The 20,874-nt window shown below is 56.1% G+C and carries 15 protein-coding genes; 10 read left to right on the top strand and 5 right to left on the bottom strand.

Annotated features, from left to right (window positions below; translation table 11 throughout):
* Positions 1–112: 112 nt before the first annotated feature.
* The gene (locus tag SADFL11_RS12040) at positions 113–1,756 is read right to left on the bottom strand and encodes a sulfatase-like hydrolase/transferase (RefSeq protein ID WP_040452996.1); all 1,644 of its coding nucleotides are present in this window, start codon (positions 1,754–1,756) and stop codon (positions 113–115) included.
* A gap of 173 nt (positions 1,757–1,929) precedes the next feature.
* Between SADFL11_RS12040 and SADFL11_RS12035 the strand changes: the two genes are divergently transcribed.
* Positions 1,930–3,309, top strand: coding sequence for a tetratricopeptide repeat protein (locus SADFL11_RS12035; protein ID WP_134853010.1), 1,380 nt, complete (start codon positions 1,930–1,932; stop codon positions 3,307–3,309).
* A gap of 279 nt (positions 3,310–3,588) precedes the next feature.
* Here the strand turns inward: SADFL11_RS12035 and amt are convergent, their stop codons facing one another.
* The 4 genes from amt to SADFL11_RS12015 all read right to left on the bottom strand — a co-directional run bounded on the left by amt (position 3,589) and on the right by SADFL11_RS12015 (position 10,094).
* Positions 3,589–6,261 (bottom strand): ammonium transporter, encoded by a 2,673-nt coding sequence (gene amt / locus SADFL11_RS12030; RefSeq protein ID WP_081450562.1) that lies wholly within the window; start codon positions 6,259–6,261, stop codon positions 3,589–3,591.
* A 328-nt stretch (positions 6,262–6,589) separates the two neighbouring features.
* Positions 6,590–7,414 (bottom strand): sulfurtransferase, encoded by an 825-nt coding sequence (locus tag SADFL11_RS12025; RefSeq protein ID WP_008190300.1) that lies wholly within the window; start codon positions 7,412–7,414, stop codon positions 6,590–6,592.
* 213 nt (positions 7,415–7,627) lie between these two features.
* Positions 7,628–8,260, bottom strand: a complete 633-nt coding sequence (locus SADFL11_RS12020; RefSeq protein ID WP_040453001.1) for a tyrosine-type recombinase/integrase — start codon at positions 8,258–8,260, stop codon at positions 7,628–7,630.
* 199 nt (positions 8,261–8,459) lie between these two features.
* Complete coding sequence (locus tag SADFL11_RS12015) at positions 8,460–10,094, bottom strand: arylsulfatase (protein ID WP_008195332.1); 1,635 nt, start codon at positions 10,092–10,094, stop codon at positions 8,460–8,462.
* A gap of 525 nt (positions 10,095–10,619) precedes the next feature.
* On the opposite strand from SADFL11_RS12015, the gene SADFL11_RS12010 reads away from it, so the two are divergent.
* The 9 genes from SADFL11_RS12010 (at position 10,620) to SADFL11_RS11970 (ending at position 20,030) form a co-directional block, all read left to right on the top strand.
* Entirely contained in the window at positions 10,620–10,982 is a 363-nt protein-coding gene (locus SADFL11_RS12010) for a hypothetical protein (RefSeq protein ID WP_134853009.1), read from the top strand.
* A gap of 83 nt (positions 10,983–11,065) precedes the next feature.
* Positions 11,066–13,261: an efflux RND transporter periplasmic adaptor subunit gene (locus SADFL11_RS12005; protein ID WP_008193750.1), complete on the top strand. Its 2,196-nt coding sequence runs from the start codon at positions 11,066–11,068 to the stop codon at positions 13,259–13,261.
* The gene (locus SADFL11_RS12000; protein WP_008191732.1) at positions 13,261–16,440 is read left to right on the top strand and encodes an efflux RND transporter permease subunit; all 3,180 of its coding nucleotides are present in this window, start codon (positions 13,261–13,263) and stop codon (positions 16,438–16,440) included. Before SADFL11_RS12005 ends, SADFL11_RS12000 begins: the two co-directional genes overlap by 1 nt.
* A 38-nt stretch (positions 16,441–16,478) precedes the next feature.
* Positions 16,479–16,844: a copper-binding protein gene (locus SADFL11_RS11995; RefSeq protein ID WP_008191541.1), complete on the top strand. Its 366-nt coding sequence runs from the start codon at positions 16,479–16,481 to the stop codon at positions 16,842–16,844.
* 95 nt (positions 16,845–16,939) lie between these two features.
* Entirely contained in the window at positions 16,940–17,431 is a 492-nt protein-coding gene (locus SADFL11_RS11990; protein ID WP_008195796.1) for a copper-binding protein, read from the top strand.
* A complete protein-coding gene (locus SADFL11_RS11985) occupies positions 17,415–17,774 on the top strand; it encodes a copper resistance CopC family protein (protein WP_008193481.1) in 360 nt (119 codons plus the stop codon). The genes SADFL11_RS11990 and SADFL11_RS11985 overlap by 17 nt, the downstream gene beginning before the upstream one ends.
* 6 nt (positions 17,775–17,780) lie before the next feature.
* Positions 17,781–18,662: a copper resistance D family protein gene (locus tag SADFL11_RS11980; RefSeq protein WP_008196802.1), complete on the top strand. Its 882-nt coding sequence runs from the start codon at positions 17,781–17,783 to the stop codon at positions 18,660–18,662.
* Between the two features lie 29 nt (positions 18,663–18,691).
* Positions 18,692–19,477: a hypothetical protein gene (locus tag SADFL11_RS11975; protein WP_040451633.1), complete on the top strand. Its 786-nt coding sequence runs from the start codon at positions 18,692–18,694 to the stop codon at positions 19,475–19,477.
* An 82-nt stretch (positions 19,478–19,559) separates the two neighbouring features.
* Positions 19,560–20,030, top strand: a complete 471-nt coding sequence (locus SADFL11_RS11970; protein ID WP_040453005.1) for a DUF411 domain-containing protein — start codon at positions 19,560–19,562, stop codon at positions 20,028–20,030.
* The last annotated feature ends 844 nt before the right edge of the window (positions 20,031–20,874 follow it).

Genomic DNA, 20,874 nt, shown 5'->3' with positions numbered 1-20,874 from the left:
TAATACCGATTTCACTGTACACGGTCCTCAGTCTAATATTACCGCCGCGTGGGCTGTTCGCTTTCACACATTCGCGGAGTTACCCGGATCGCCTGTGTGGGCGGCGGTTTGGCTATTTCTTCTGCCAACTGGCAAAAACCTCCCGTGTCAGCTCACTTTCGGGGCGCAGGTTCGAGATACCTTCATACGGAACACCCTTTCCAAGCGGGAAATGCGGATGCTTGGCGATGGTCATCTGGTGGCGTTTGACCATGTCCTGGAAGGAGGCTCCTGACCACAACGAATAACCGACCAGAGGGTTCTCTTCCCGGGGATCTCTATAAATATTAAATACCGGAGCTGCTGCTCCCGGCTGACCAGGAGCTGGAAGATGCATCTTGAACTCCTGCTTGACCACCGAGCGCAGAACGGTGCCTTCATACACATAGACATAGTCGCGTCTAGAGTTGCCTTCGCCGTTTAACAGCAAGGCAGTCTGATCAACACCGTCGATTACACGGTCTCGCGGAATGAGATCGCTTGCCCCGGCAATCCTCGCAAACGTGGTGAAAAGATCTGATACGTGGACAATATCACCTGCGGCGCTTCCAGCTTCGATGACACCAGGCCATCTGATAAACGCATCGGTGCGTACCCCACCCTCCAGGTGCTGTGTCTTCCCACCCCGATAAATCAGCTGGTTGAGCCCGGATGTTCCCTCATAGTGATACATGAGACCGTTATCCGCCATGAGCATAACGATGGTATTGTCCCGCAAACCGAGCGCATCAACCTTTGCCAGCAGGTCGCCTATCCACGTATCAAGCAATTGCAGTTTGTCGGCGTGAAACCCGCCATTGCGAGAAATAGCCTGATCGGGGTAGACAAAGTTGAGAGGGTAAAGCGGCCAGTATTGCAAGAAAAAGGGTGCATCTTCAGCGGCCAGACGTTCAAGCTGCTCAAGGATCTGGCGCTGATAGCGCTCATTCATCTCTTCGTATTTTGCCTGGGTCCATTCCTCGCCAGGCGCAATGCCGACTTCACGAGCCTCTCCTCCGGCTTCCGCCTCGACACCGGTGACAAGTCCGTAGGGTTTAAACCTTTGATCGAGCGCAAACTGGTTTGTTTGTCCTGAAGCATGGAAGCCAAGCATTGTGTTGGACTGCATGGCCTCCCGGGTCATCAGGCTGAGCTGTACCTGCTGATGGAGCGGAAAGGCCGCCCAATCGAAGCCCTGATTATGCGGATACGCCTGCTCGATATCCCCTTGATGCCATTTGCCAACATGGGCGGTGTTATACCCTTTCTCTTTCAAGATTTCGGCAATGGTCACCTCTTCTGACGACAGCCCTTCTCCAACCAGCGCAACCTTGACTTCCTTGACACCGGCGCGGATTGGGTGGCGGCCTGTAAGCATTGCGGTGCGGGTCGGGGTGCAAGACGGTTCGGTGTACATCCGCATCAGAGACAGGCCTTCGGATGCCAGATTGTTGATGCTTGGCGTATCAATACCCGTCACATAGTTGAGCGTTCGATTTCCCATCTGCCCGAAACTGACATCATCAATCAGGATATAAAGGATGTTCGGCGGTTTGCCATTATTCGCCGCTCGGATTTCAGACAATTTCTCCTCAATTTCGACATCCTGGCTATCCCAGACGTCGCCATATTGGGCGCGCAGATACTCAAACTCCCCGTCATGGATGATGGGCTCCTGCGCCATAATCGGCGCGCTCAGTAAGGCGGCAGCGATCGAAAGGGCGGATAGATTTTTCATGGTCAGGTCCTGTTCCAAGTCCAACGCAGCCGAAGAATGCCGATTGTATTGACGTTCATGTGCGCGAGACTAGGTCATTCGCAGGGTCGCCGGACCGTTGCATAGCGTATGTTACGGTAGCATGATGTCAGTAATTTACTGATATATAGACGTTTTACGCTGAAGGCATGAAGATGGAACGCTTTGGGAGCGACGAAAACACACTTATTCGAGAAGAGCTCGCACGGGTCTTAACGTCGCAGATTTTCGCAGGCGCTGAAAGACACAAACGAATCCTTCAATACGTGGTCGATCGATATCTGGACGGGACAGCCGAAGACATACGCGCGAAAGCCATTGCATTGGATGTATATGGCTATTCGGTCAATGAGATCGAAAGGCGGGAAACCACGGTGCGCGTGGATGCGGGGCGTTTACGAAGGCGGCTAGACGATTACTACACTCAAGAGGGGGCGCAGAACACAGTTAGAATACGGTTGCCCAAGGGCGGTTATGCGCCGAGCTTTGAGTTTCTAGCTGGGACCGCCCCCAATGCCGAACAAGGTGGTGGGGATCACGGCAAGCTGGACAAAACTCTACCGGAGCCCACACCGAGTTTATCGTCCGTGTCAGCACGCACAAGGCAGATGTTTGTTGTTGTGGCGCTCGGCGTTTTCTTTGCAATCTCGGCCTTGCAAATTTACCAATGGTCATCAGGACCTCGCGACTCACCAGAGCGTTCCGTTTCAGGTCAGACCCGAGCAGCCGTTTTCCAAGCATCCCCGAGGCGTTTAGAAGCGGTCAATCTGGCTGAAACGGGACGAGACATGATTTTCCCCGCTATCGATCCAAAGCGCTTACAAGCGGCTCTAATTGTTTTCGAGGCATCTATCGAAGCTGATCCGAATTACTTTGGCGGCCATGCGGGTGCAGCGCAAGTTCTAGCGCTTAGTTCACTGCGCAATCCTGAAGCGGAATTGGCTGTCGATTACCTTGAGCTCTCCGAGAAACGAGCAAAAACGGCCGAAATACTAGCTCCCGAGGAGGCATGGACGCAGTCAGCTCGCGCAGCTGTTGAGTGGGCGGCAGGTAATTTTGCCGAAGCGCGATCCAAAGCAGCGTTCGCGACCTCGATAGCGCCGGAAGATCTGCATATTTTAGAATTTGACGCCCTGTTGAACCTTTTTTCCGGGAACTTTGAGCACGTTATCACGGTCATAACGGCACTTCGTCAGAGCGTCCAAAGACAGAGTGGCGCAGTCTTCGATAACGCCTTGGGGTCAGCGTACTTTCATTCAGGTGATCCAAAAAAGGCGCTGGATGTCTTTTCAAAAGCAATTCAATCCGGAGCGCCGTTCGGCCCCATCTCAATTGCTTACATGGCAGCTTCCTACCAGCAACTAGGTCAACTCAGCCCTGCAAAAAAGCATGCCAAACAACTGATGGAGGGGTGGCCAAATTTCCGCCCGGTACCTTTGTTTCAAAATCTGTTCTTGGATGAAACGCATGCTGATTACCTTGTTTCGGCGCTTGAAGCCGCTGGCTGGCAAGCCAGACAAAGCCCATCCGATTAGGTCTTCTTCCTTTTGGGCACTGCATTCAGGGAAAAGATGAGGGCTGCCGCAGGCTGTCCGGGTATAGAGTTGCGGATTTATCTGTAATCGCAAGGCGGACAAAGAAGGTAAGACGAGTCAATGACCGCTCAGGGCCGGTTCTTGACTAAGCACACTCCGGGCGGGAAACGGACTTTCGCTGCAGCGGGAATGAATGTCGGAGAAAGCGCTTCCGATAATTTTGAGGCACCCCGCCAGCACGCAAATCGATGTACTGGCGGGGCGGTTCCTCTTTTTTCGTTAAGCAGCCTGTTGTTCGGTGTTTTGGACTTCAAGACGATCGATCAGGTCGTTGAGGCTGTCGTCTTCACACGCAGAGGCATCAAATTGACAATTTACCCGATCTTCCGCTGTACCACTCACATTGGCCTTGAGCGGAACGGGGAAATCGGGAAAGCGCACATGGACTTCTTTACCAACTTCGACACCTGCCATTTCTGAGGTCCGTTCAAGCATGAAGCCGTCAATTGAGATGTTCCGCACTCGGGCTTCAATTGAATGGCCTCCAAGTTCAAGGTCGACGTTTGACACATAATCGAAGCGCGGGAAAATCCGACGATCCTGACCCTGCAGAATATCTGCAAGCAAACCATCGAATGCGGATCTCAATTCGCTAACGGCGTGCTCCACCTGTTCAGCTGTTTGGCCCAGAGAATCTGAAGCTTCCGCCATCCCTCCTGAAGTATTGCCGATAACCCCGGCGGATACCGCAATGTCTTTTGCAGCTCCTCCGAGCATACGAACATCTTCGGTAATCTGACCAGTCGACTGGTTCGTCTCTACCAGCACGCGATCAATCTTGTCCGCGGTCGCGTCCGCACCGGATAGCTGTTCATGGATCGAAGAAACCTTGTTATCCAGTTCATCGCTGACCGCTCGAATTTGCTGGACCTGCTGTGTTACCTCTTCCGATGCCTTCGAAGTCTGCTCGGCAAGATCCTTGACTTCTTGCGCAACAACCGCAAATCCACGACCGGCCTCTCCGGCCCTTGCAGCTTCGATAGTGGCATTCAGCGCCAGGAGGTGCGTTTGTTCAGAAATCTGGGTAATGACCCCAATCAAACCCTCGATCGATTGAGAAGCCGCCTTCATCCTGTTGGCCGCATCACGCGTCATATTGGCTTCGTTTGCCGAGTACCGCATGGCTTCAAGAGCAGATGAAACCTCCTGATTTATTTCACTCATCGCATGTTGAAGTTGTTCAGCTGCAGTCTCTGTTTTTTCAATTGCATTGCGGCTGTGGGTCGATGCCTCACCAATGGACGATGCCCCTTCAGATGCCTCCGCGCTTGTCGACTTTACCCGGCGAGCTTCAACGGACACTGTTTGGGAGTGCGCGCTGAGACTATCCAGCTGGGACTCCATCATGTCCTTCATCTCGCCTGAGAGCTTCGTGACGATCCTGTCGAGAGTGCGCCGAGCCCGTTCGACATGAAGTCGCCGTGCACGCCGCGCATCGTCCATCTTCTGCAGTCGAGTCATCACGCGATTGAACAAAAAGGCCAATTCACCAGCTTCGTCGCCGTGCTCCACATCGACCCGAGCGGAAAGGTTGACGCGGCTATAGGCCAGTTCTTTAAGCGCCCCTTGCAAAACACCGGTTCCAAGTGTGGCCCCATGTTCAGCTGCATTCAGCCCAACAACTTCATCCTCTTCGGAAACCCGGAAGCCACCGCCAGGAAAGCCTGACCAAACCTTGTTGACGGACCAGATGACCGCGAACGCGACACCGAACGCCCAGGCAAAAATCGCTGCCGCACCGATGAATTGCACGAAAACCTGCTCCATTCGGCTGCCCGCAAGCAGATATTCAGGCCGGGCAAGGAAGGCGACCGCTATCGTCCCCCAAAAACCCGCGATCCCATGCACCGGTATCGCACCGATTGCATCATCCAGCTTGAAGGTGTTCTCCATCACACGCTGACCGTAAAAGGCAATTCCGGAACCGGTTGCACCAATCATAAGAGCGGACCAGACGGTCACGGCGTCACACCCGGCTGTGATTGAAACCAGACCTGCCAGCACCCCGTTAATGGAGTAGTCAGGTCGATAAAAGCCACTGTGGATTCGACCAAGGATCATCTGGACCATTCCACCAATGGCCCCTGCAACCATTGTATTTGCAATGATTTGGGCGAAGGTTGATGTCCCGGCTGTCGTTGAACCGCCGTTGAACCCAATCCAGCCAACCCACAAAATGATACAGCCAACCGTCGCAAGGACGGCACTATGGCCATTGATCTCCCGCACCTCACCATTCTCAAAACGGCCAATACGGGGTCCGATGATGATGATGGCAGCCAAGGAGATCCATGCCCCTACGGAATGAACCACCGTCGAGCCGGCGAAATCCATGAAGCCCATCGAGGCAAGCCACGGCTCATTATCGCTGATCAGCAGACTGCCCCAAGCCCAATGCCCGGCAATCGGATAAATTAGAAGGCCCGTGGTTGCTGCCAAGATCATATAGCCTTCCAGTTTGACACGTTCGGCGGTCGCGCCGGAAATGATGGTCGCGGCAGTTCCGCAAAAAACCAGCTGAAATACGAAAAAGGTCAAGCCCCAGTCATCAAGACTGTCGAACATCATCAAGCTTGGGTCCCAACCGAAAAGTCCGTGCCAGCTGGTACCAAACATCAACATGTAGCCGACCGCACCAAACATCATCGTGGAAAAGATAAAGTCGGTAATGTTCTTCTGGGCGACGTTGATGGAATTCTTCGATCGCACCAAACCGCTTTCAAGGAACAAGAAACCGGCTTGCATGAAAAACACCAGTCCGGCGGCGATCATGGTCCAAACATGATCAAGGTTGGACTGCAGCGCAAACTGGTCAGATTGCGCCCACGCCTCCACTGGATAGACAACGGCTACCCCCACAACCGTCATCGCCATAGTAAAACACGCTCTCATAGGAACCCCCGTCCGATTTGACGAAAGTTTCTTTTTCCAAGTTGAACAAAAAGTAAAAAAGCCAGTCTTACCTATGGTTTGCCTAATGTTTGAGCGGAACAGCTGCGTAATGTGTCAGTATCATCGCAAGGGTGGCGCAAAACGCAAAATTGTAAACGTAATTTGACAAGTCACTTCCGGGGCTCCCGCGACACTGTTGGATCAACAGCTGGAAAATTAGCCGCTCCGGCCGTCGTACAATGCGTGTGCCGGGGAACGACAACGGACAGTGACCAAAGGCCGTGAAAATGACCGCTTTGGGTCGTTTTTGACAGAATTTACGGGAAATCTAACGTTCGATAGGAACGCCAACCATACTGCCCCATTCCGTCCAAGAGCCGTCATAAACGCGCACATTTGAATATCCGAGCAACTCGGTCATGGCAAAGCTCGCGAGCGTCGCCCTATGGGCCAGCCGACAATAGGAAATTACCGGCATGTCTTTGCTGGTGACATGGGTGCCTATGATCTTTTGAAGCTCGTCCGCAGATTTGAATGATGTGTCTTCGTTTATCAGAGCGTCAAAGGGAACATGACGGGCACCGGGTATGCGGCCGTATCTTTCAGCTCCCACGTCCGGTTTGCCGGGCAAGCCCACGCGCTGTCCCAGGTATTCTTCCCCGCTGCGATGATCCAAAATGACGCAATTCGGATTATCGATGCTCTCGAGGACCTTCTGTCGACCAACGCGCGCACTTTCGTTTCTTTTTGGAGACCCATACGCTACCGGGGTGCCAATAGGCATATCAGTGCTAAGCGGGCGACCTTCGTTCACCCATTTCACTTTGCCTCCGTTCAAGATTCGAACATCGGTATGACCAAAAAGCTTGAACACCCACCAGGCGTAGGTTCCGAATTGGACGGGCGCCCCGTAGAGAACAACGGTTGTATCCTGGCTTATTCCAGCGTCGCCCAGACGTTGAGCCCATTCTTTGTCTGTCGGAAACTCTCTTTCAAACGGGTCCCAGAGTATCGATTTCCAATGCCAGCCAAGACACCCGGGAATATGGCCAGCCTCGTAGTCAGTGAGGCCATCCCAATCGATTTCGATCACACACACATTTGGATCGGCTGTGTGCTCAGCCAGCCAATCTGTTTCAACGAGCGCGGTCAATACATACCCTCCAACCGTCAGCTTTCGTGTGTGATCTTGGCCGACTTACCGCTGCTTGTCACGCCAACAGCCAGCGTACTTCCTGCACTGTTATGCATGCAGACATTCAGTTTGATAGCTAGCAAGGTCGGCTTAGGGCCGATTTTGCTTCTGAACGGCCCTTTCTGTTTCGATGGACTTTAGGTTGGGGCCGACCTACGCCGGCCCTTGTAGTTAGATCTCGACACTCTCCGAGATCGACAGTGCGTCTTCCAGATCAACACCGAGGTAGCGAACCGTACTGTCCATCTTCGTATGGCCAAGAAGTAATTGGACTGCCCGCAAGTTGCCTGTCTTTTTATAGATTTGTGCAACTTTGGTCCTGCGCATGGAATGGGTGCCATAAGCACTGGGTTCCAATCCGATCGATTTCACCCAGTGTTTTAAGAGACGCGCATATTGCCGAGTCGAGATATGGAGACGGTCATGAAATCGGCCGGGCCACAGATACTCATGCCCGATCATCATCGGGTGTGAGATCCATTGCAGAAGGGATTTCCGGGTTCCATCGCAGACTTCAAACCGGACAGGTGTCTTAGTTTTCCTTTGTACAATCGACACCCGTTCTTTGACTGCACCCGCAGCGAAAACATCCGCAACCCGGAGACACACTAGGTCGCAGCCTCTCAGCTTGCTATCGATGGCTAGATTAAACAGTGCCAGATCGCGAACGGCTCCTGCCAACTCCAATCGTACTCGAATAGCCCAAACGTGTTTTGGCAACAGCGGACGTTTCTGACCTAACAGTCGGCCTTTGTTCCACGTCTTCCGGGCCGGAATGATCATAGGTAGATTTGCGCAAGACATAGCAGTCTCCCTGACCGCTCCATCCCGCCTCAACGTTCAAGACAATTGAACGCTCAAGCATACAAAAAGCGCCACAAGACATTTAATAACGGCCCGAACATGACTTGGTTGAAACCGGCCCAAAGCGGGCATTCATTCTGGTTGCGGCGAATGACCGGGAGCAGCTAAGCGTCAATATTGAAAAGTCTTGCCTTTTTGACTACTCGGCTGCGACTACTCCGACCTCTTCGGCATAGTCATCCCATGCCGCCCTAAGCTTTTCGAGCAGATCGGGCATCTCCACTGCAAGGTCGCGTGTTTCTCCAGGGTCCTCAACCACGTTGTAGAGCCGCCATACCCCGTCACCGTAGGGCGGGGTAACCAGCATTGCCTTGTAACCGCCCTGCCGCATCCACTTATCGCCATTCATTTCCCCACCGACAAACTCGTCAGGCTGATAGAGAACCTTAGAAGATCCGTTAAGCAATGGCTTCATCGTACGTCCACGCAGGGGTAGGATGGGACGGCCGTCTATGCTGTCTGGATATTCTACGCCTGTGAGATCCAATAGCGTCGGCAGGATGTCCCAGACATAAGCGAAGGCATGGGCCTTCGCACCTTCTGGAATACCGGGTCCAGATAAGATCAGCGGAACTCGAATGCCACCTTCTCCGACCGTTAGCTTGAACCGATCAATAGGGCCACTCGATGCGCTGGCGAAGCCGGGGCCGTAGGCGTAATTCGATCCGGGATGACCGAGGTTTTGGAAACTATGGTCGAATTTCGATACAAATTCGGGATCGTCAGCATCAGGGTAATCCGCTGAGTAGAAGGGGTTCGAGCCGTTGTCGGAGAGGAATACGATTATGGTGTTTTCAAGTTCCCCGATATCTCCAAGGAAATCCACAACCCGGCCGAAGTGATAATCCATCGCATCGACCATACCGGCGTAGATTTCCATCCCCCGCGCCTCCGTCGTGCGATCTTCCTGGCTGAGTTTGTTCCATGGTTCGATCATTGACAGGAAGTTTGGCGGCGGCGCGTTCTCTGGTACAAGACCGAGCGCTTTCGCGCTCGACCAGCGTTCCTCTCTTAGAGCCTCGTATCCGCGGTCGTAGCGACCAGAGTATTTCGAGAGCCATGGCTCCGGCACCTGCAGTGGATCATGAGGGGCGGTAAAGGCGAGGTAGCCGAAGAAGGGAACGCCGTCTCCGTGATTGCTCCTAATTGCTTCGATCAACAGGTCGACATAAGTTTGGCTGGAATAGAAATCTTCGGGAAGTGTCTCGATTAATTTGCCGTTCTCAGCATAGAGCGCGGGATCGTCCATCGGCAAGATGCCCAACCGATCGCCCCAGTGGCTGGCGCCACCGACAAGCAGCGTGAATGTACTATCAAACCCGCGGTCGAACGGAAGTGTCCCCTCTGAATGGCCTAGATGCCATTTGCCAGCCATGTAGGTGTGGTAACCGGCGGCGCCGAGAACTTCGGCCATGGAAGCCACGCGGTTATTCAGATGTCCTTCGTAGCCAGGTTGCCCAACCTGGTTGGGGGCTAGGATTTCGCCCATTGTTCCCAACCCCGCGATATGGTTGTCATTGCCAGACATGAGCATCGCGCGGGTCGGAGAGCAGGAGACCGAGGCATGGAAGTCCGTGAAAAGTATACCTTCCGCCGCCAGAGCCTCTAGATTTGGTGTCTCGATCTCTCCACCGTAGGGGCCGATGTCCGTCCATCCGAGATCATCAGCCATGACCAACAGGATGTTTGGCCTGTCGTCAGCGATCGCAGAGTCCGCTAGGCAGACCAAGGCGCAGAGCAGAATATTGATTGTTTGAAATCGGATTGACACCATAATCTCCTTTCCTGCCGCAGTCTTCTGGAGTGATGTGAGGATCGCGTGGAGTAGGCACCGTTGGCATTGATGTATATCAGAACTAATCGTTCGTTCTCTCTGCAGCGAACGACCGAATTCCGCCCAAAAAGTGCCTGCTCATTGCCGACCCTGAGCTTGCCATGGGATACCGTCCCAGCGAACGCCCACTAACCGTCTGCTACAGAACTTGATCCTATATCCGTAAACAAACGTTGATTAATTGGACGCAGAGAACTCTTGAAATAGGCGGCAATGGATATTTTTTCCTCGATAGAAGGTAGTCCTGGCAGCTCAAAATATTGAGCAAGCTTCCCAGAGTAACTGCCGCGAATTTTGGTAAGACTTCAGGTGCGCCACAAGACTAGTCATCGGAAGTTTATTGTTGGCGTGAAGGGGCGGCTTGCCCAAGCCTTCGAGCGTATTGGCGGCAACGCGACAGTTTTCAAGACTTGAACTCTTGCTTTTCACCGGCAATCAATTATATCGCAGCCGATGACCGGACGAATGCACCAGCTCAGCAGACTTGTAGCAACGCTGTTTTTGGCGTTGGTTATTGCTGTGGTCGCCGGTCTGCCCATGCCGCACCAAATCGCAGATGCGTCTGAAGCCTCCGTGTCAAGCGCGGCGATGCCGTGTGAGGCGATGGGGCATCACGGCGCGACCTCCGGCGCAAACGATCACGCCCAGCATGACCCTTCTGACATTGACCGGTGCTGCGGCGGAGCACTGTGCGGCGGGTATACGCTTGCCGGCGGCGTTGACGGGCTGACTACGGCAATGTCATCGGCAGACTTTGCCCAGTCTCCGCCCGACTCGCTTCGAGTTGCAGACACCTCTCTCCCAAAACGGCCTCCACGCCTCCTCTGAAGACACCATCTTGCGGAAATTCCGCAAGCGCTTGTTGTTGATCAGGCCTTCGGCACCCTGCCGGCGGCAACTCAGAGGTTATCATGCGTGGACGCTATGCCGCGCTCAGCATCCTGGCCCTTGCTGCAGGCACGGCCGGTGGGGTGTTTCTTGAGCGACTTTATCTAAATCCCGCCGGCGATCTTGCGTCCGGCGAAAACGACATCCTCTATTGGGTTGCCCCAATGGATCCGAACTTCCGCCAGCCGGGCCCTGGCAAATCCCCTATGGGCATGGACCTCATCCCCGTTTATGCGGGTCAGGAACCGTCCGGCGACCCCGCCGAAGTCCAGCTGTCAGCCACCGAAATCAATGCGATTGGTGTGCGAACCGCTCTAGCGCGGGTTGGCGAGATCTCGCAGAAAATCGAAACGGTGGGGTTTGTCGGATATGACGAACACCTCACCAGCCATGTCCACACGAGGGTTGATGGCTGGATCGAAACCCTGAACGTGCGTGCCGTCGGCGACCAGGTGAAAAAGGGCGAGATTCTCTTCGAACTGTTCTCTCCGGAGTTCGGCGTTGCGAGTTTTGACTTTCTTCGATCTTTGGCAAACGGCAACGGCCTGTCCTTGGAGGCCGCCCGCAACAAGTTGCGCAGTCACGGAGCTTCGGAGCTCCAAATTGCCGAAATCGAACGAACCGGTGAGGTTGCGCGCAGTATTCAGGTTGTTGCGCCACGCGATGGCGTGGTGATTGCGCTGAACGCCGCAGACGGCATGTTCCTGCAACCTGGAACCCAGGCGATGTCGATCACCGATCTGACCGAGGTTTGGCTGATTGTCGATGTGTTTGAACGTGACATTGCCCGGCTTTCAAAAGACATGCGGGCCATTGCCCGCTTCGAGCATCTGCCCGGCCAAACCTTCGAAGGTGCTATCGACTACATCTACCCGGAACTGGATGCGAAAACGCGGACACTGCCCGTTCGCCTTCGGTTCGACAATTCCGACGGCCAGCTGCGCCCCAACATGTTCGGCAATGTCACGCTGATTCCGCAGGAAACACGGACAGCGGTAACCGTTCCGACAGAAGCCGTGATCCGGACCGGGGCTGCGGAACGCGTCATCATAAAGGTAGCGGAAGGGACCTTCAAACCGCGTTTGATCACGACGGGCTTGCGCGACGATTTTGGAGACGGAGGACGCACCGAAATCGTTCAGGGGCTGGCGCCCGGAGAGGAAGTGGTGGCCTCCGCCCAGTTCCTGATCGACAGCGAAAGCGCACTCAGCGCCGGTTTGATGCGCATGGCCCCAACAGATGAGGATCCGGCCCGCGGAACGGGTGAGCTGATCGCGCTCAATCGTGCGACCCGCATGGCCACCATTCGCCACGACGCATTGGAAAGCCTCGATTGGCCGGCGATGACCTCCACCTTTCCCGTTCAAGCCGGCATGTCTCTTGATCGGTTGACCGGCGGGCAGTCGGTCGCGTTCCGGGCGGTCCGGGGCGCGGACGGCCTTCTCGGGCTCACGCAGTTGGGCAGTGACGACGGGATCGCGGCAACCGGCACAGGCACGGTTCTGGCGGTAACGGCGGACGGCAAACTGACCCTCGATCACGGACCGATACCGGAGCTTGGATGGCCTGCGATGAAAATGGATCTCGAGGTTGCTGATCTGGATCCCGCGACGGTTCCTCTGGACGTGCCGGTCGAATTTGACCTCTCCAAGGATGACGGCGGGATGTTTTCTGTGGTCGCTGTTCGTGAAGCCGGGGGTGCCAAGATATCCGGGACAAACGATGAGGTGGAAACGGAGACCTCCAACGCCGCCCCCCCGATTGTCGTTTCCGGCAAGATCGACGCCATCGATCCGGACGCGGGAAAGGCCACCATTACCCATGGCCCCATTGCGGAAATAGGAATGCCGGGCATGACCATGGCCTTCGACATGGATCCGGCGCTTGATCTGGAAACGTTACCGCTTGGGACCGAGACAACCCTGACCTTTGACCGGCCGGACAGCATGACCATGGTCCTTGCAAAAGCGGACCCGGTCTCCCCGCCCATGGAAGTGCGCGGCACCATCAACGCGGTCGACACGGACGCCGGGACAGCCAACATCACGCACGGCCCGATGACGGACATAGGCATGCCGGGCATGACGATGGATTTCACGCTCGATCCGGCGCTTTCGCCAACCGATCTGCCGTTGAGCCGCGAGGTCACTCTGCTGCTGCGGCGCAATCCGGACTTTTCCATGACGTTGATTGGAACGCGTTTTGAGGAGGCCATGTAATGATTGCCGCCATCATTCGCGCCTCCATCGCGAACCGGATTATCATGCTGGCGATTGCCGCCATGATTGCCGTCGCGGGGGTCTGGGCCGTTCGCGAAACGCCCGTTGATGCCATCCCGGACTTGTCTGATGTCCAGGTGATCGTCCGCACACCTTATCCGGGCCAGGCCCCGCAGGTGGTCGAGGACCAGATAACCTTTCCGCTGGCGACCGCGATGCTTGCTGTCCCCGGCGCCAGCGATGTGCGCGGGTTTTCCTTTTTTGGCGACAGCTATGTCTACATCGTGTTTGAAGATGGGACTGATCTGTACTGGGCCAGAACCCGGGTCCTGGAATATCTCGGCCAAATCACCGCGAGCTTGCCGGACGGCGTCTCACCGCAGCTCGGACCCGATGCGACCGGTGTCGGTTGGATATACCAGTATGCGTTGATTGATCGAACTGGAAATCATGACCTGTCGCAGCTCAGGGCGCTTCAGGACTGGTTCTTGAAATACGAACTGCAGACCGTCAACGGCGTATCTGAGGTCGCCACCATTGGCGGCATGGTCAAGCAGTACCAGGTCGTGGTCGATCCGAACAAACTCAGAGCCTACGATATTACCCTGGCCCAGATCCGCGGCGCGATCCAGGCGGCCAACCGGGAAACGGGTGGCAGCGTGATCGAAATGGGTGAAGCGGAGTTCATGGTCCGCTCCACAGGCTATGTCGATGAATTGCAGGATCTCGCGAAAGCGCCCTTGATGGTCAACGACCGGGGCGCCGCCCTGACCCTCGGCGATGTTGCCGAAATCCGCCTCGGTCCGGAAATGCGCCGGGGTGTCGGCGAATTCGGCGGCGAAGGCGATGCGGTTGGGGGAGTCGTGATTCTACGCTGGGGCGGCAATGCACTGGCGACGATCAAGGCGGTTGAGGCCCGGATCGGCGAGCTGCGCGGCAGCCTACCGGAGGGCGTTGAGATCGTGACAACCTATGACCGGTCCGGCGTGATCGAACGGGCGATCGACAACCTTCAGAAAAAACTGACGGAAGAGTTCATCGTCGTCGTTCTGGTCTGTGCCGCCTTTTTGCTGCATCTGAGGTCGTCGCTGGTCATTCTTGTCTCCCTCCCGCTCGGCATTGCGGCAGCCTTCATCATCATGAAGCTGCAAGGTGTGAATGCGAACATCATGTCGCTTGGTGGCATTGCGATCGCCATCGGGGCGATGGTGGATGCGGCCATCGTCATGATCGAGGCGATGCACCGGCGGCTTGAAAACGAGAAACTGACCAATGAAAACCGCTGGCGGATCGTTGGCGAATGCGCTTCGGAAGTCGGACCCGCCCTTTTCTTTTCCCTCGCGATCATCACGGTTAGTTTTCTGCCGGTTTTCGTTCTGGAAAGCCAGGAAGGACGGCTGTTCAAGCCGCTGGCGTTTACAAAAACCTACGCCATGGCGGCCGCGGCAATCCTGTCGATCACCCTCGTTCCCGTTTTAATGGGGTATTTTGTGCGCGGCCGGATCCTTCCCGAAAGCAGGAACCCTTTGAACCGGATCGTGATCTGGCTGTACCGGCCGTTTCTGGATGCGGCCGTCGCCTGGCCCTGGGCGACAACCTTTCTCGCAGCAGCTCTTGTGGCTTCGATGTGGTGGCCCTTGCAGCGGATCGGCACCGAGTTCATGCCGGAACTCAACGAAGGCGATTTCCTCTACATGCCGACCCTCTATCCCGGCGTGTCCATCGGCAAAGCCCGGGAAGTCCTTCAGCAGTCGGATCGTTTGATCGCGACGGTGCCGGAGGTTCTGACCGTCCACGGCAAACTGGGCCGCGCGGAGACCGCGACAGATCCAGCCCCACTGACCATGATCGAGACGACCATTCAGTTGAAACCGCAATCCGAGTGGCGGCCCGGCATGACCATGGACGGCATCCGGAATGAACTGGACAAGGCGGTTCAGATCCCCGGTGTCACCAATGTCTGGATTCAGCCGATCAAGAACCGGATCGACATGCTGGCCACCGGTATCAAGACGCCGGTTGGCGTCAAGATCACGGGCGCGGACCTCAAGGTCATCGAGCAGATCGGCATTGAGATCGAAACGGCCGTTGCAGGCATCCAAGGAACCGCCTCCGCTTATGCGGAACGCCCGGTTGGGGGGCGGTTTATCGAGATTGATGTCAACCGCGATGCGGCGGCCCGTTTCATGATGAGCGTGCGCGATATTCAGGACGTGGTGCAGACCGCCATTGGCGGCATGCAGGTGTCCGAATCCGTTGAAGGGATGGAACGGTTTCCGATCAACCTGCGCTACCCCCAGGACTGGCGCAACAGTCCGGAACGTTTGAGAGACCTGCCAGTGGTCACGCCGTCGGGCGCACATATTCCGCTCGGCGCCCTTGCGGAGATCAAGGTCGTTGATGGTCCGGGTATGATCCGCTCGGAAAACGCCCGCAGGACCGGCTTTGTGTTCATCGATATCGCTGGACGGGACCTCGGCGGCTATGTCGCCGAGGCCCGGCAGGTGGTGGCCAACAACGTGCAACTGCCGCCCGGCTATTCCATCGCCTGGTCCGGCCAGTATGAATACATCCAGCGCATGCAGGAGCGTCTCAAACTGGTGGCTCCGGCCACCCTCCTTATCATCACCTTGATGTTGTTCATGGCGTTCAACCGGGTGATCGAGGTCGGGATTATCCTGGCGGCTCTCCCCGTCGCACTGGCAGGCGGCGTCTGGTTCCTCTGGCACCTTGATTTCGACATGTCGGTCGCAGTCATCGTTGGTTTCATCGCTCTTGCAGGTGTCGCCGTGGAAACGGCAATCGTCATGCTGCTCTATCTCAACCTTGCCTGGGACAAGCGCAAGACGGCGGTAAAAGCGGAAGGCCGGACGATGACGACGCAGGATGTCGAGGATGTCGTCTTTGAAGGCGCGCTTTTGCGGGTCCGGCCAAAGGTCATGACCGTTGCAACGATCTTCGCCGGCCTCATCCCGATCATGTATGGCGATGGGACGGGCTCGGAGATCATGCAACGGATCGCGGCCCCCATGGTGGGGGGGATGGCAACAGCCACGCTCCTCACACTCTTCGTTATTCCCGCAATTTTCGTGATCTGGAAGCGTCTCGCTCTCGGCCGCGTCAATCGTGAGCTTGCGGCAAGCGCACCGGAAACCGGCACAGCCGTGCCGGCAGAATAACTCTTCGATCAAATGTCAAAGCAGAGAAAGGAAACTCCATGAACCTGATCAAAACCCTCGCACTCGCCGGCTTTTTGGCGGTCAGCACCGCACCCGTGACCTTTGCCGATTCCAAACATGGTGCAAATCACTCGGGTATGGATCACTCCGATATGCCCATGAACGCCGATCAGATGGAAGGCGCCGTACACACCCAGGCGGTCGTCAACTCAATTGGCGACGGGACCGCGAACGTGACGCACGACCCGATCCCGGAAATTGGTTGGCCGGCCATGACCATGGATCTGCCGCTTACGGAAAGCGCCCAGATGATGGGCGATTTCGCCGCCGGAGACAGCGTCACCTTGATGCTGGTGAAAGGCGATGATGGCCTTTACGCAATCAGCGCAATCATGCCGAACTAACCATCTTGCAGAAGCACTGCAGCCCGGACTGTGCCGCCGGGCTGCGGCGCGCCACCTCCTTAGAGTGACCGCACAAAAGAAGAAGTCTCATCAAAATGAAATCGTCCCCCATCAACGCCTCGACGGCTTTTGCCGGTCTGCTGATACTTTCAACGCTCACTCCCGCATATGCCGTGTTTGATACGCCTAAGGCCTCTTACGAAATGGACCATGAAAGCCTGCAAAATGCGGGCGCGCAGATTGTTGGCGCTTTCCATCTTGAGGGCGTGATCAATGCCATGTCCGAAGGTGTCTTAAATGTCAGCCATGAAGCCAATGACCGGATTGGTTGGCCGGCCATGACCATGGACCTTCCGCTTGCGCCCTATGCCGAGGGTGTGACCGGGCTCCGGGTCGGGGCATCCGTCACCCTCATGCTGACATTGGGCGAGACCGGAAGGTACCGGATCGCGGCCATCGTGCCCGGAAGCTCTGAACCACCGTCCGTTGCCGAAAGGGTCGGACCCCATTGGGGATCGGCAAATCCCCCTGTTAATCGCATAAAACGGATGAATGAGACGAGGAAACGACATGATGACCAAGTTTAAACGTCTGGCGCTGGCAGCAGCCTTTGGGACAGCAGTTGCCACATCGGCCCTTGCGCACTCCTCCAAGGAGACGACAAGCCCCGCCGATGGATCCACCGTCGCGCAGCCGCCGGAAGCCATCGTGATGACCTTTGATGCGCCGATGCGCATCACGCTGATCCAGGTGACCGGCAAGGACGGCACCAACTACCCGGTCACCCGCACCGACAACATGGCACCATCGAAGACCTTTCAGGCCGTTCCGGCTGCGCTCCCCGATGGGTCCTACACTGTAAATTGGCGGGGTTTGGCCGAAGACGGGCACGCAATGGATGGATCCTTCACGTTTTCGGTCGGGAACTGACGGGTCATGCTCGCAGTGCTGGCAGCCATGGACGCCCAGATCCTGACCTCAATCGCCGCAAAGACACTGGCATCGGCAACCACGCTGTTGGCAGCCGGCAGCGTCCTCGTATCTGCCGTGCTGCGGTCCTTGACCGAAGATGACCGGAAATACCTCGCACGCGTCGCAGGCTTGATGGCTCTGATTGCCGCGGTGGCGACAGTGTTGCGGATCCCGCTCCGCGCCAGTTTCCTTATTGGCGGCACGCTGAACGGCGCGTTTGATCCCATGATGCTTGGGCTGATCGCAGACAGTCCCCTCGGCGGCAGCGTGCTCGTGCGGCTCTTTGGTCTTGCTTTGATCCTTGGCATATCCTTCAAGTCCCGCTTCGGTCTTGCAGTCGCTCTTTGTGGAGCCCTTGTTGCTTGCCTGTCTTTTGCCTTTCGGGGACATACGCTGGAGGAACCGCGTCTTCTGCTCGGCGGACTGATCACCCTTCATATGATTTGCCTGGCATTTTGGCTTGGCGTGTTTGGGCCATTGCTCCGCTCGGCGAACAGAAACGCCTCACGGACGACCGGCGCGCTTGCGGAAGAGTTTGGCAAGAAGGCCTTGTGGAGTGTGGGACTGCTCGTGATCGCAGGCGGAACACTATTGGGGCTGTTTGGGGTTACGACAGCGCAGGCTGTTACAGCCCCTTATGGCCAGTTGTTTTTGATAAAGCTCGCCTTGTTCGCCGCGGTGATTGCGTTTGCAGCATTGAACAAGTTGCGCCTCACGCCCGCGCTGCTGGCCGGTGATCCGCAGGCTCAGCATCGATTGAAAACATCCATCCGCCTGGAGGCAGTGTTGGTTATCTCAATCTTCTTGGTGACAGCGACCGTCACCACGATCACTTCCCCGACCTAGACCGCACGCCGAATTGAGAAGTATTGCCTATGGCAGACGAGATGGGAACAAAACCGGTGAACCGCATCTGTAACGATATGCGAAGGCATGAGACTGCCAATGACCCGGGATGGAAAATTGCGATCCTCACTGGGGCTGTTCTGCTCGGCCTGGGCGACCTGGTGGGGTCGATGCTCGTCGATGCACTCGGACCGGCTTTGCTCCACTGGGCAGAACTGGTTGTCCTGACACCCATTGCCGTTTGGATCATTTGGCGGGCTTTCTTCGACCACTGTCCTGAAGGGATTTGGCCCGCCCGGGTCTTCAGGTATGGGATTGGACTGGCCGCTTTGGGCACCTATGTCTTTACTCTGGTGACAGCGATCGGGCCGGGTCTCTTTCCGAAGGCCCTGAGCGGCCCGCACGGCCCGCCCCTATATTTCGAGGCAACCGGTGTGCTGATCATCCTGGCACTGACGCTGAGTGTCTGGTCCAGGTGGACCCAGTCGCTGCCGGCATTTGGTGGCTCTTCAACAACCTTGTCTTGCATACCACCGGAGTGCAGATCCGTTTCAGAACAACCTGCTCTCCGGAAAACTGCGGCCCATGCTCCAAACATGTCGCCCAACAGTTTGGCAACAGCTCGCACCGCGGGGGATGATCACGAGGCGAACTGGCCCGCTGCAAAAAAACCATCCGTTCAGACATCTGTTTTTTCTGAGATGGCCCTGGAAACCATCGCCATCCTATCCGGCCTCGCCATCTTGGCGGCCGTGTTTCTTGCGGGACTCATCTTTTTGATTGAGTTGCCCTGGTGGGTGCGGCTGGCCTTTTGACCCGAAATCTCTAACCCGCCGCGTTTGCAAAACCGGATGAAAAACCGTCAGATTAGGCGATCAACTGGCAGGGAGAAATATGATGACAATCGACAGACGGGCTCTGCTAAAAGGCGCGGTCTCTCTTTGCGTTGCCACACCAAGCTTTGCAAACGCGACCGGCGCCCCCGCAATCCATGTCCTCAAGGCACGCGGCTGCGGCTGCTGCACCGCCTGGATTGATATCATGCGATCGGAGGGGTTTTCCGTCACGGCCGAGGACATTCCGCCGGGCCTTCTGGCAAGGGAAAAGTTCACGCGCGGAATTCTAACCCAACTTGCGAGCTGTTACACCGCGCTCATCGATGGGTATGTTGTTGAAGGCCACGTACCGGCCCGCGACGTACGGCGCCTGATAGCCGACCGCCCGGATGCTGTCGGCCTGTCCGTCCCAGGAATGCCCTACGGATCACCGGGAATGGGGCCAGAGACAGAACGGGAAGCCTACGATGTCCTATTAGTCCTGCGGGATGGATCGTTTGAGGTCTTCTCGTCCTATCCGGCCGCTGAGTGAGGCTGGTTCGAGACGATGAGCCGAAACACTATCGTTTGAGGATGCCAGGCCCCAACACCGTCATTTTGTCCTTAGTAAACCGTTGAAAGACGAGTCGGGCCGTCAACAGAGTAGAGCCCTGTTTTCCACACGGTATCCGAATGGCGTGAGCTATGGATTGAACTCGACAGCGATAAGCTGAATGCCAAGCCAAAAGCAACCACCCTCGACGCAACGGCATCCAGCTGTTTTTCCAGCCACTAAAAACAAGCCCGGCACGAAACAAGAAACGCTATCCGAGCGTGGGTGCAAAAGATGCCAAAAGACGGGTTTGGATCGGATGCGGTCTATGGACGGTTCCAAGGGCCCAAAACAGGGTCTGGAATCGCCCCACGGGAGTCAGTCGGTCTTGAATGTACAAGTCTGAAAGCCTTGCAGAGACTTGCAGTAGGCGTTTTCGGCCCCATTGCTGCCATTGGTTCATACTGCAATAGACGACCTCTTACCGCCCGATTTTCGAGCGCAGCGCACCGCACAAAACGTCTTGGATAGGCTCAAAGCCACCATTCGCCGCAAAATCAACAAACGCTCGCAATTTTGACCTTTTTCCCCATCGGGGCGGTATCGCTGACAGAACATGTCGGGTTACAGGAGAAGTCCGCTTGTCCGCCCAAGGCATGTGCCGGTTGACACCTTTCAGTCGGGTCAGAATTGATGGGTCCTGAGCCCAGTCTGATACGGCAGGACGGCCACGCTAAGATTTAAATTTAAAGTCTGGACCTTATCGTTTCGGCTTAATTTTAAGCTTAAGCGACGGAGTACAGAGTTAAGGAGATACCCATATTGCGATTTTGGGGGGCAATTA

Origin of the sequence: Roseibium alexandrii DFL-11, from assembly GCF_000158095.2 — a bacterium.
GTDB lineage: Bacteria > Pseudomonadota > Alphaproteobacteria > Rhizobiales > Stappiaceae > Roseibium > Roseibium alexandrii.
Note: the sequence above shows the minus strand (reverse complement) of the source record. Positions and strands in the feature narration are given on the sequence as shown.

Coding starts and splice junctions, on each gene's coding strand:
- SADFL11_RS12040 (WP_040452996.1), bottom strand. CDS start 1,756: ATGAAAAATCTATCCGCCCTTTCGATCGCTGCCGCCTTACTGAGCGCG.
- SADFL11_RS12035 (WP_134853010.1), top strand. CDS start 1,930: ATGGAACGCTTTGGGAGCGACGAAAACACACTTATTCGAGAAGAGCTC.
- amt (WP_081450562.1), bottom strand. CDS start 6,261: ATGAGAGCGTGTTTTACTATGGCGATGACGGTTGTGGGGGTAGCCGTT.
- SADFL11_RS12020 (WP_040453001.1), bottom strand. CDS start 8,260: ATGTCTTGCGCAAATCTACCTATGATCATTCCGGCCCGGAAGACGTGG.
- SADFL11_RS12015 (WP_008195332.1), bottom strand. CDS start 10,094: ATGGTGTCAATCCGATTTCAAACAATCAATATTCTGCTCTGCGCCTTG.
- SADFL11_RS12010 (WP_134853009.1), top strand. CDS start 10,620: ATGCACCAGCTCAGCAGACTTGTAGCAACGCTGTTTTTGGCGTTGGTT.
- SADFL11_RS12005 (WP_008193750.1), top strand. CDS start 11,066: ATGCGTGGACGCTATGCCGCGCTCAGCATCCTGGCCCTTGCTGCAGGC.
- SADFL11_RS12000 (WP_008191732.1), top strand. CDS start 13,261: ATGATTGCCGCCATCATTCGCGCCTCCATCGCGAACCGGATTATCATG.
- SADFL11_RS11995 (WP_008191541.1), top strand. CDS start 16,479: ATGAACCTGATCAAAACCCTCGCACTCGCCGGCTTTTTGGCGGTCAGC.
- SADFL11_RS11990 (WP_008195796.1), top strand. CDS start 16,940: ATGAAATCGTCCCCCATCAACGCCTCGACGGCTTTTGCCGGTCTGCTG.
- SADFL11_RS11985 (WP_008193481.1), top strand. CDS start 17,415: ATGATGACCAAGTTTAAACGTCTGGCGCTGGCAGCAGCCTTTGGGACA.
- SADFL11_RS11980 (WP_008196802.1), top strand. CDS start 17,781: ATGCTCGCAGTGCTGGCAGCCATGGACGCCCAGATCCTGACCTCAATC.
- SADFL11_RS11975 (WP_040451633.1), top strand. CDS start 18,692: ATGGCAGACGAGATGGGAACAAAACCGGTGAACCGCATCTGTAACGAT.
- SADFL11_RS11970 (WP_040453005.1), top strand. CDS start 19,560: ATGACAATCGACAGACGGGCTCTGCTAAAAGGCGCGGTCTCTCTTTGC.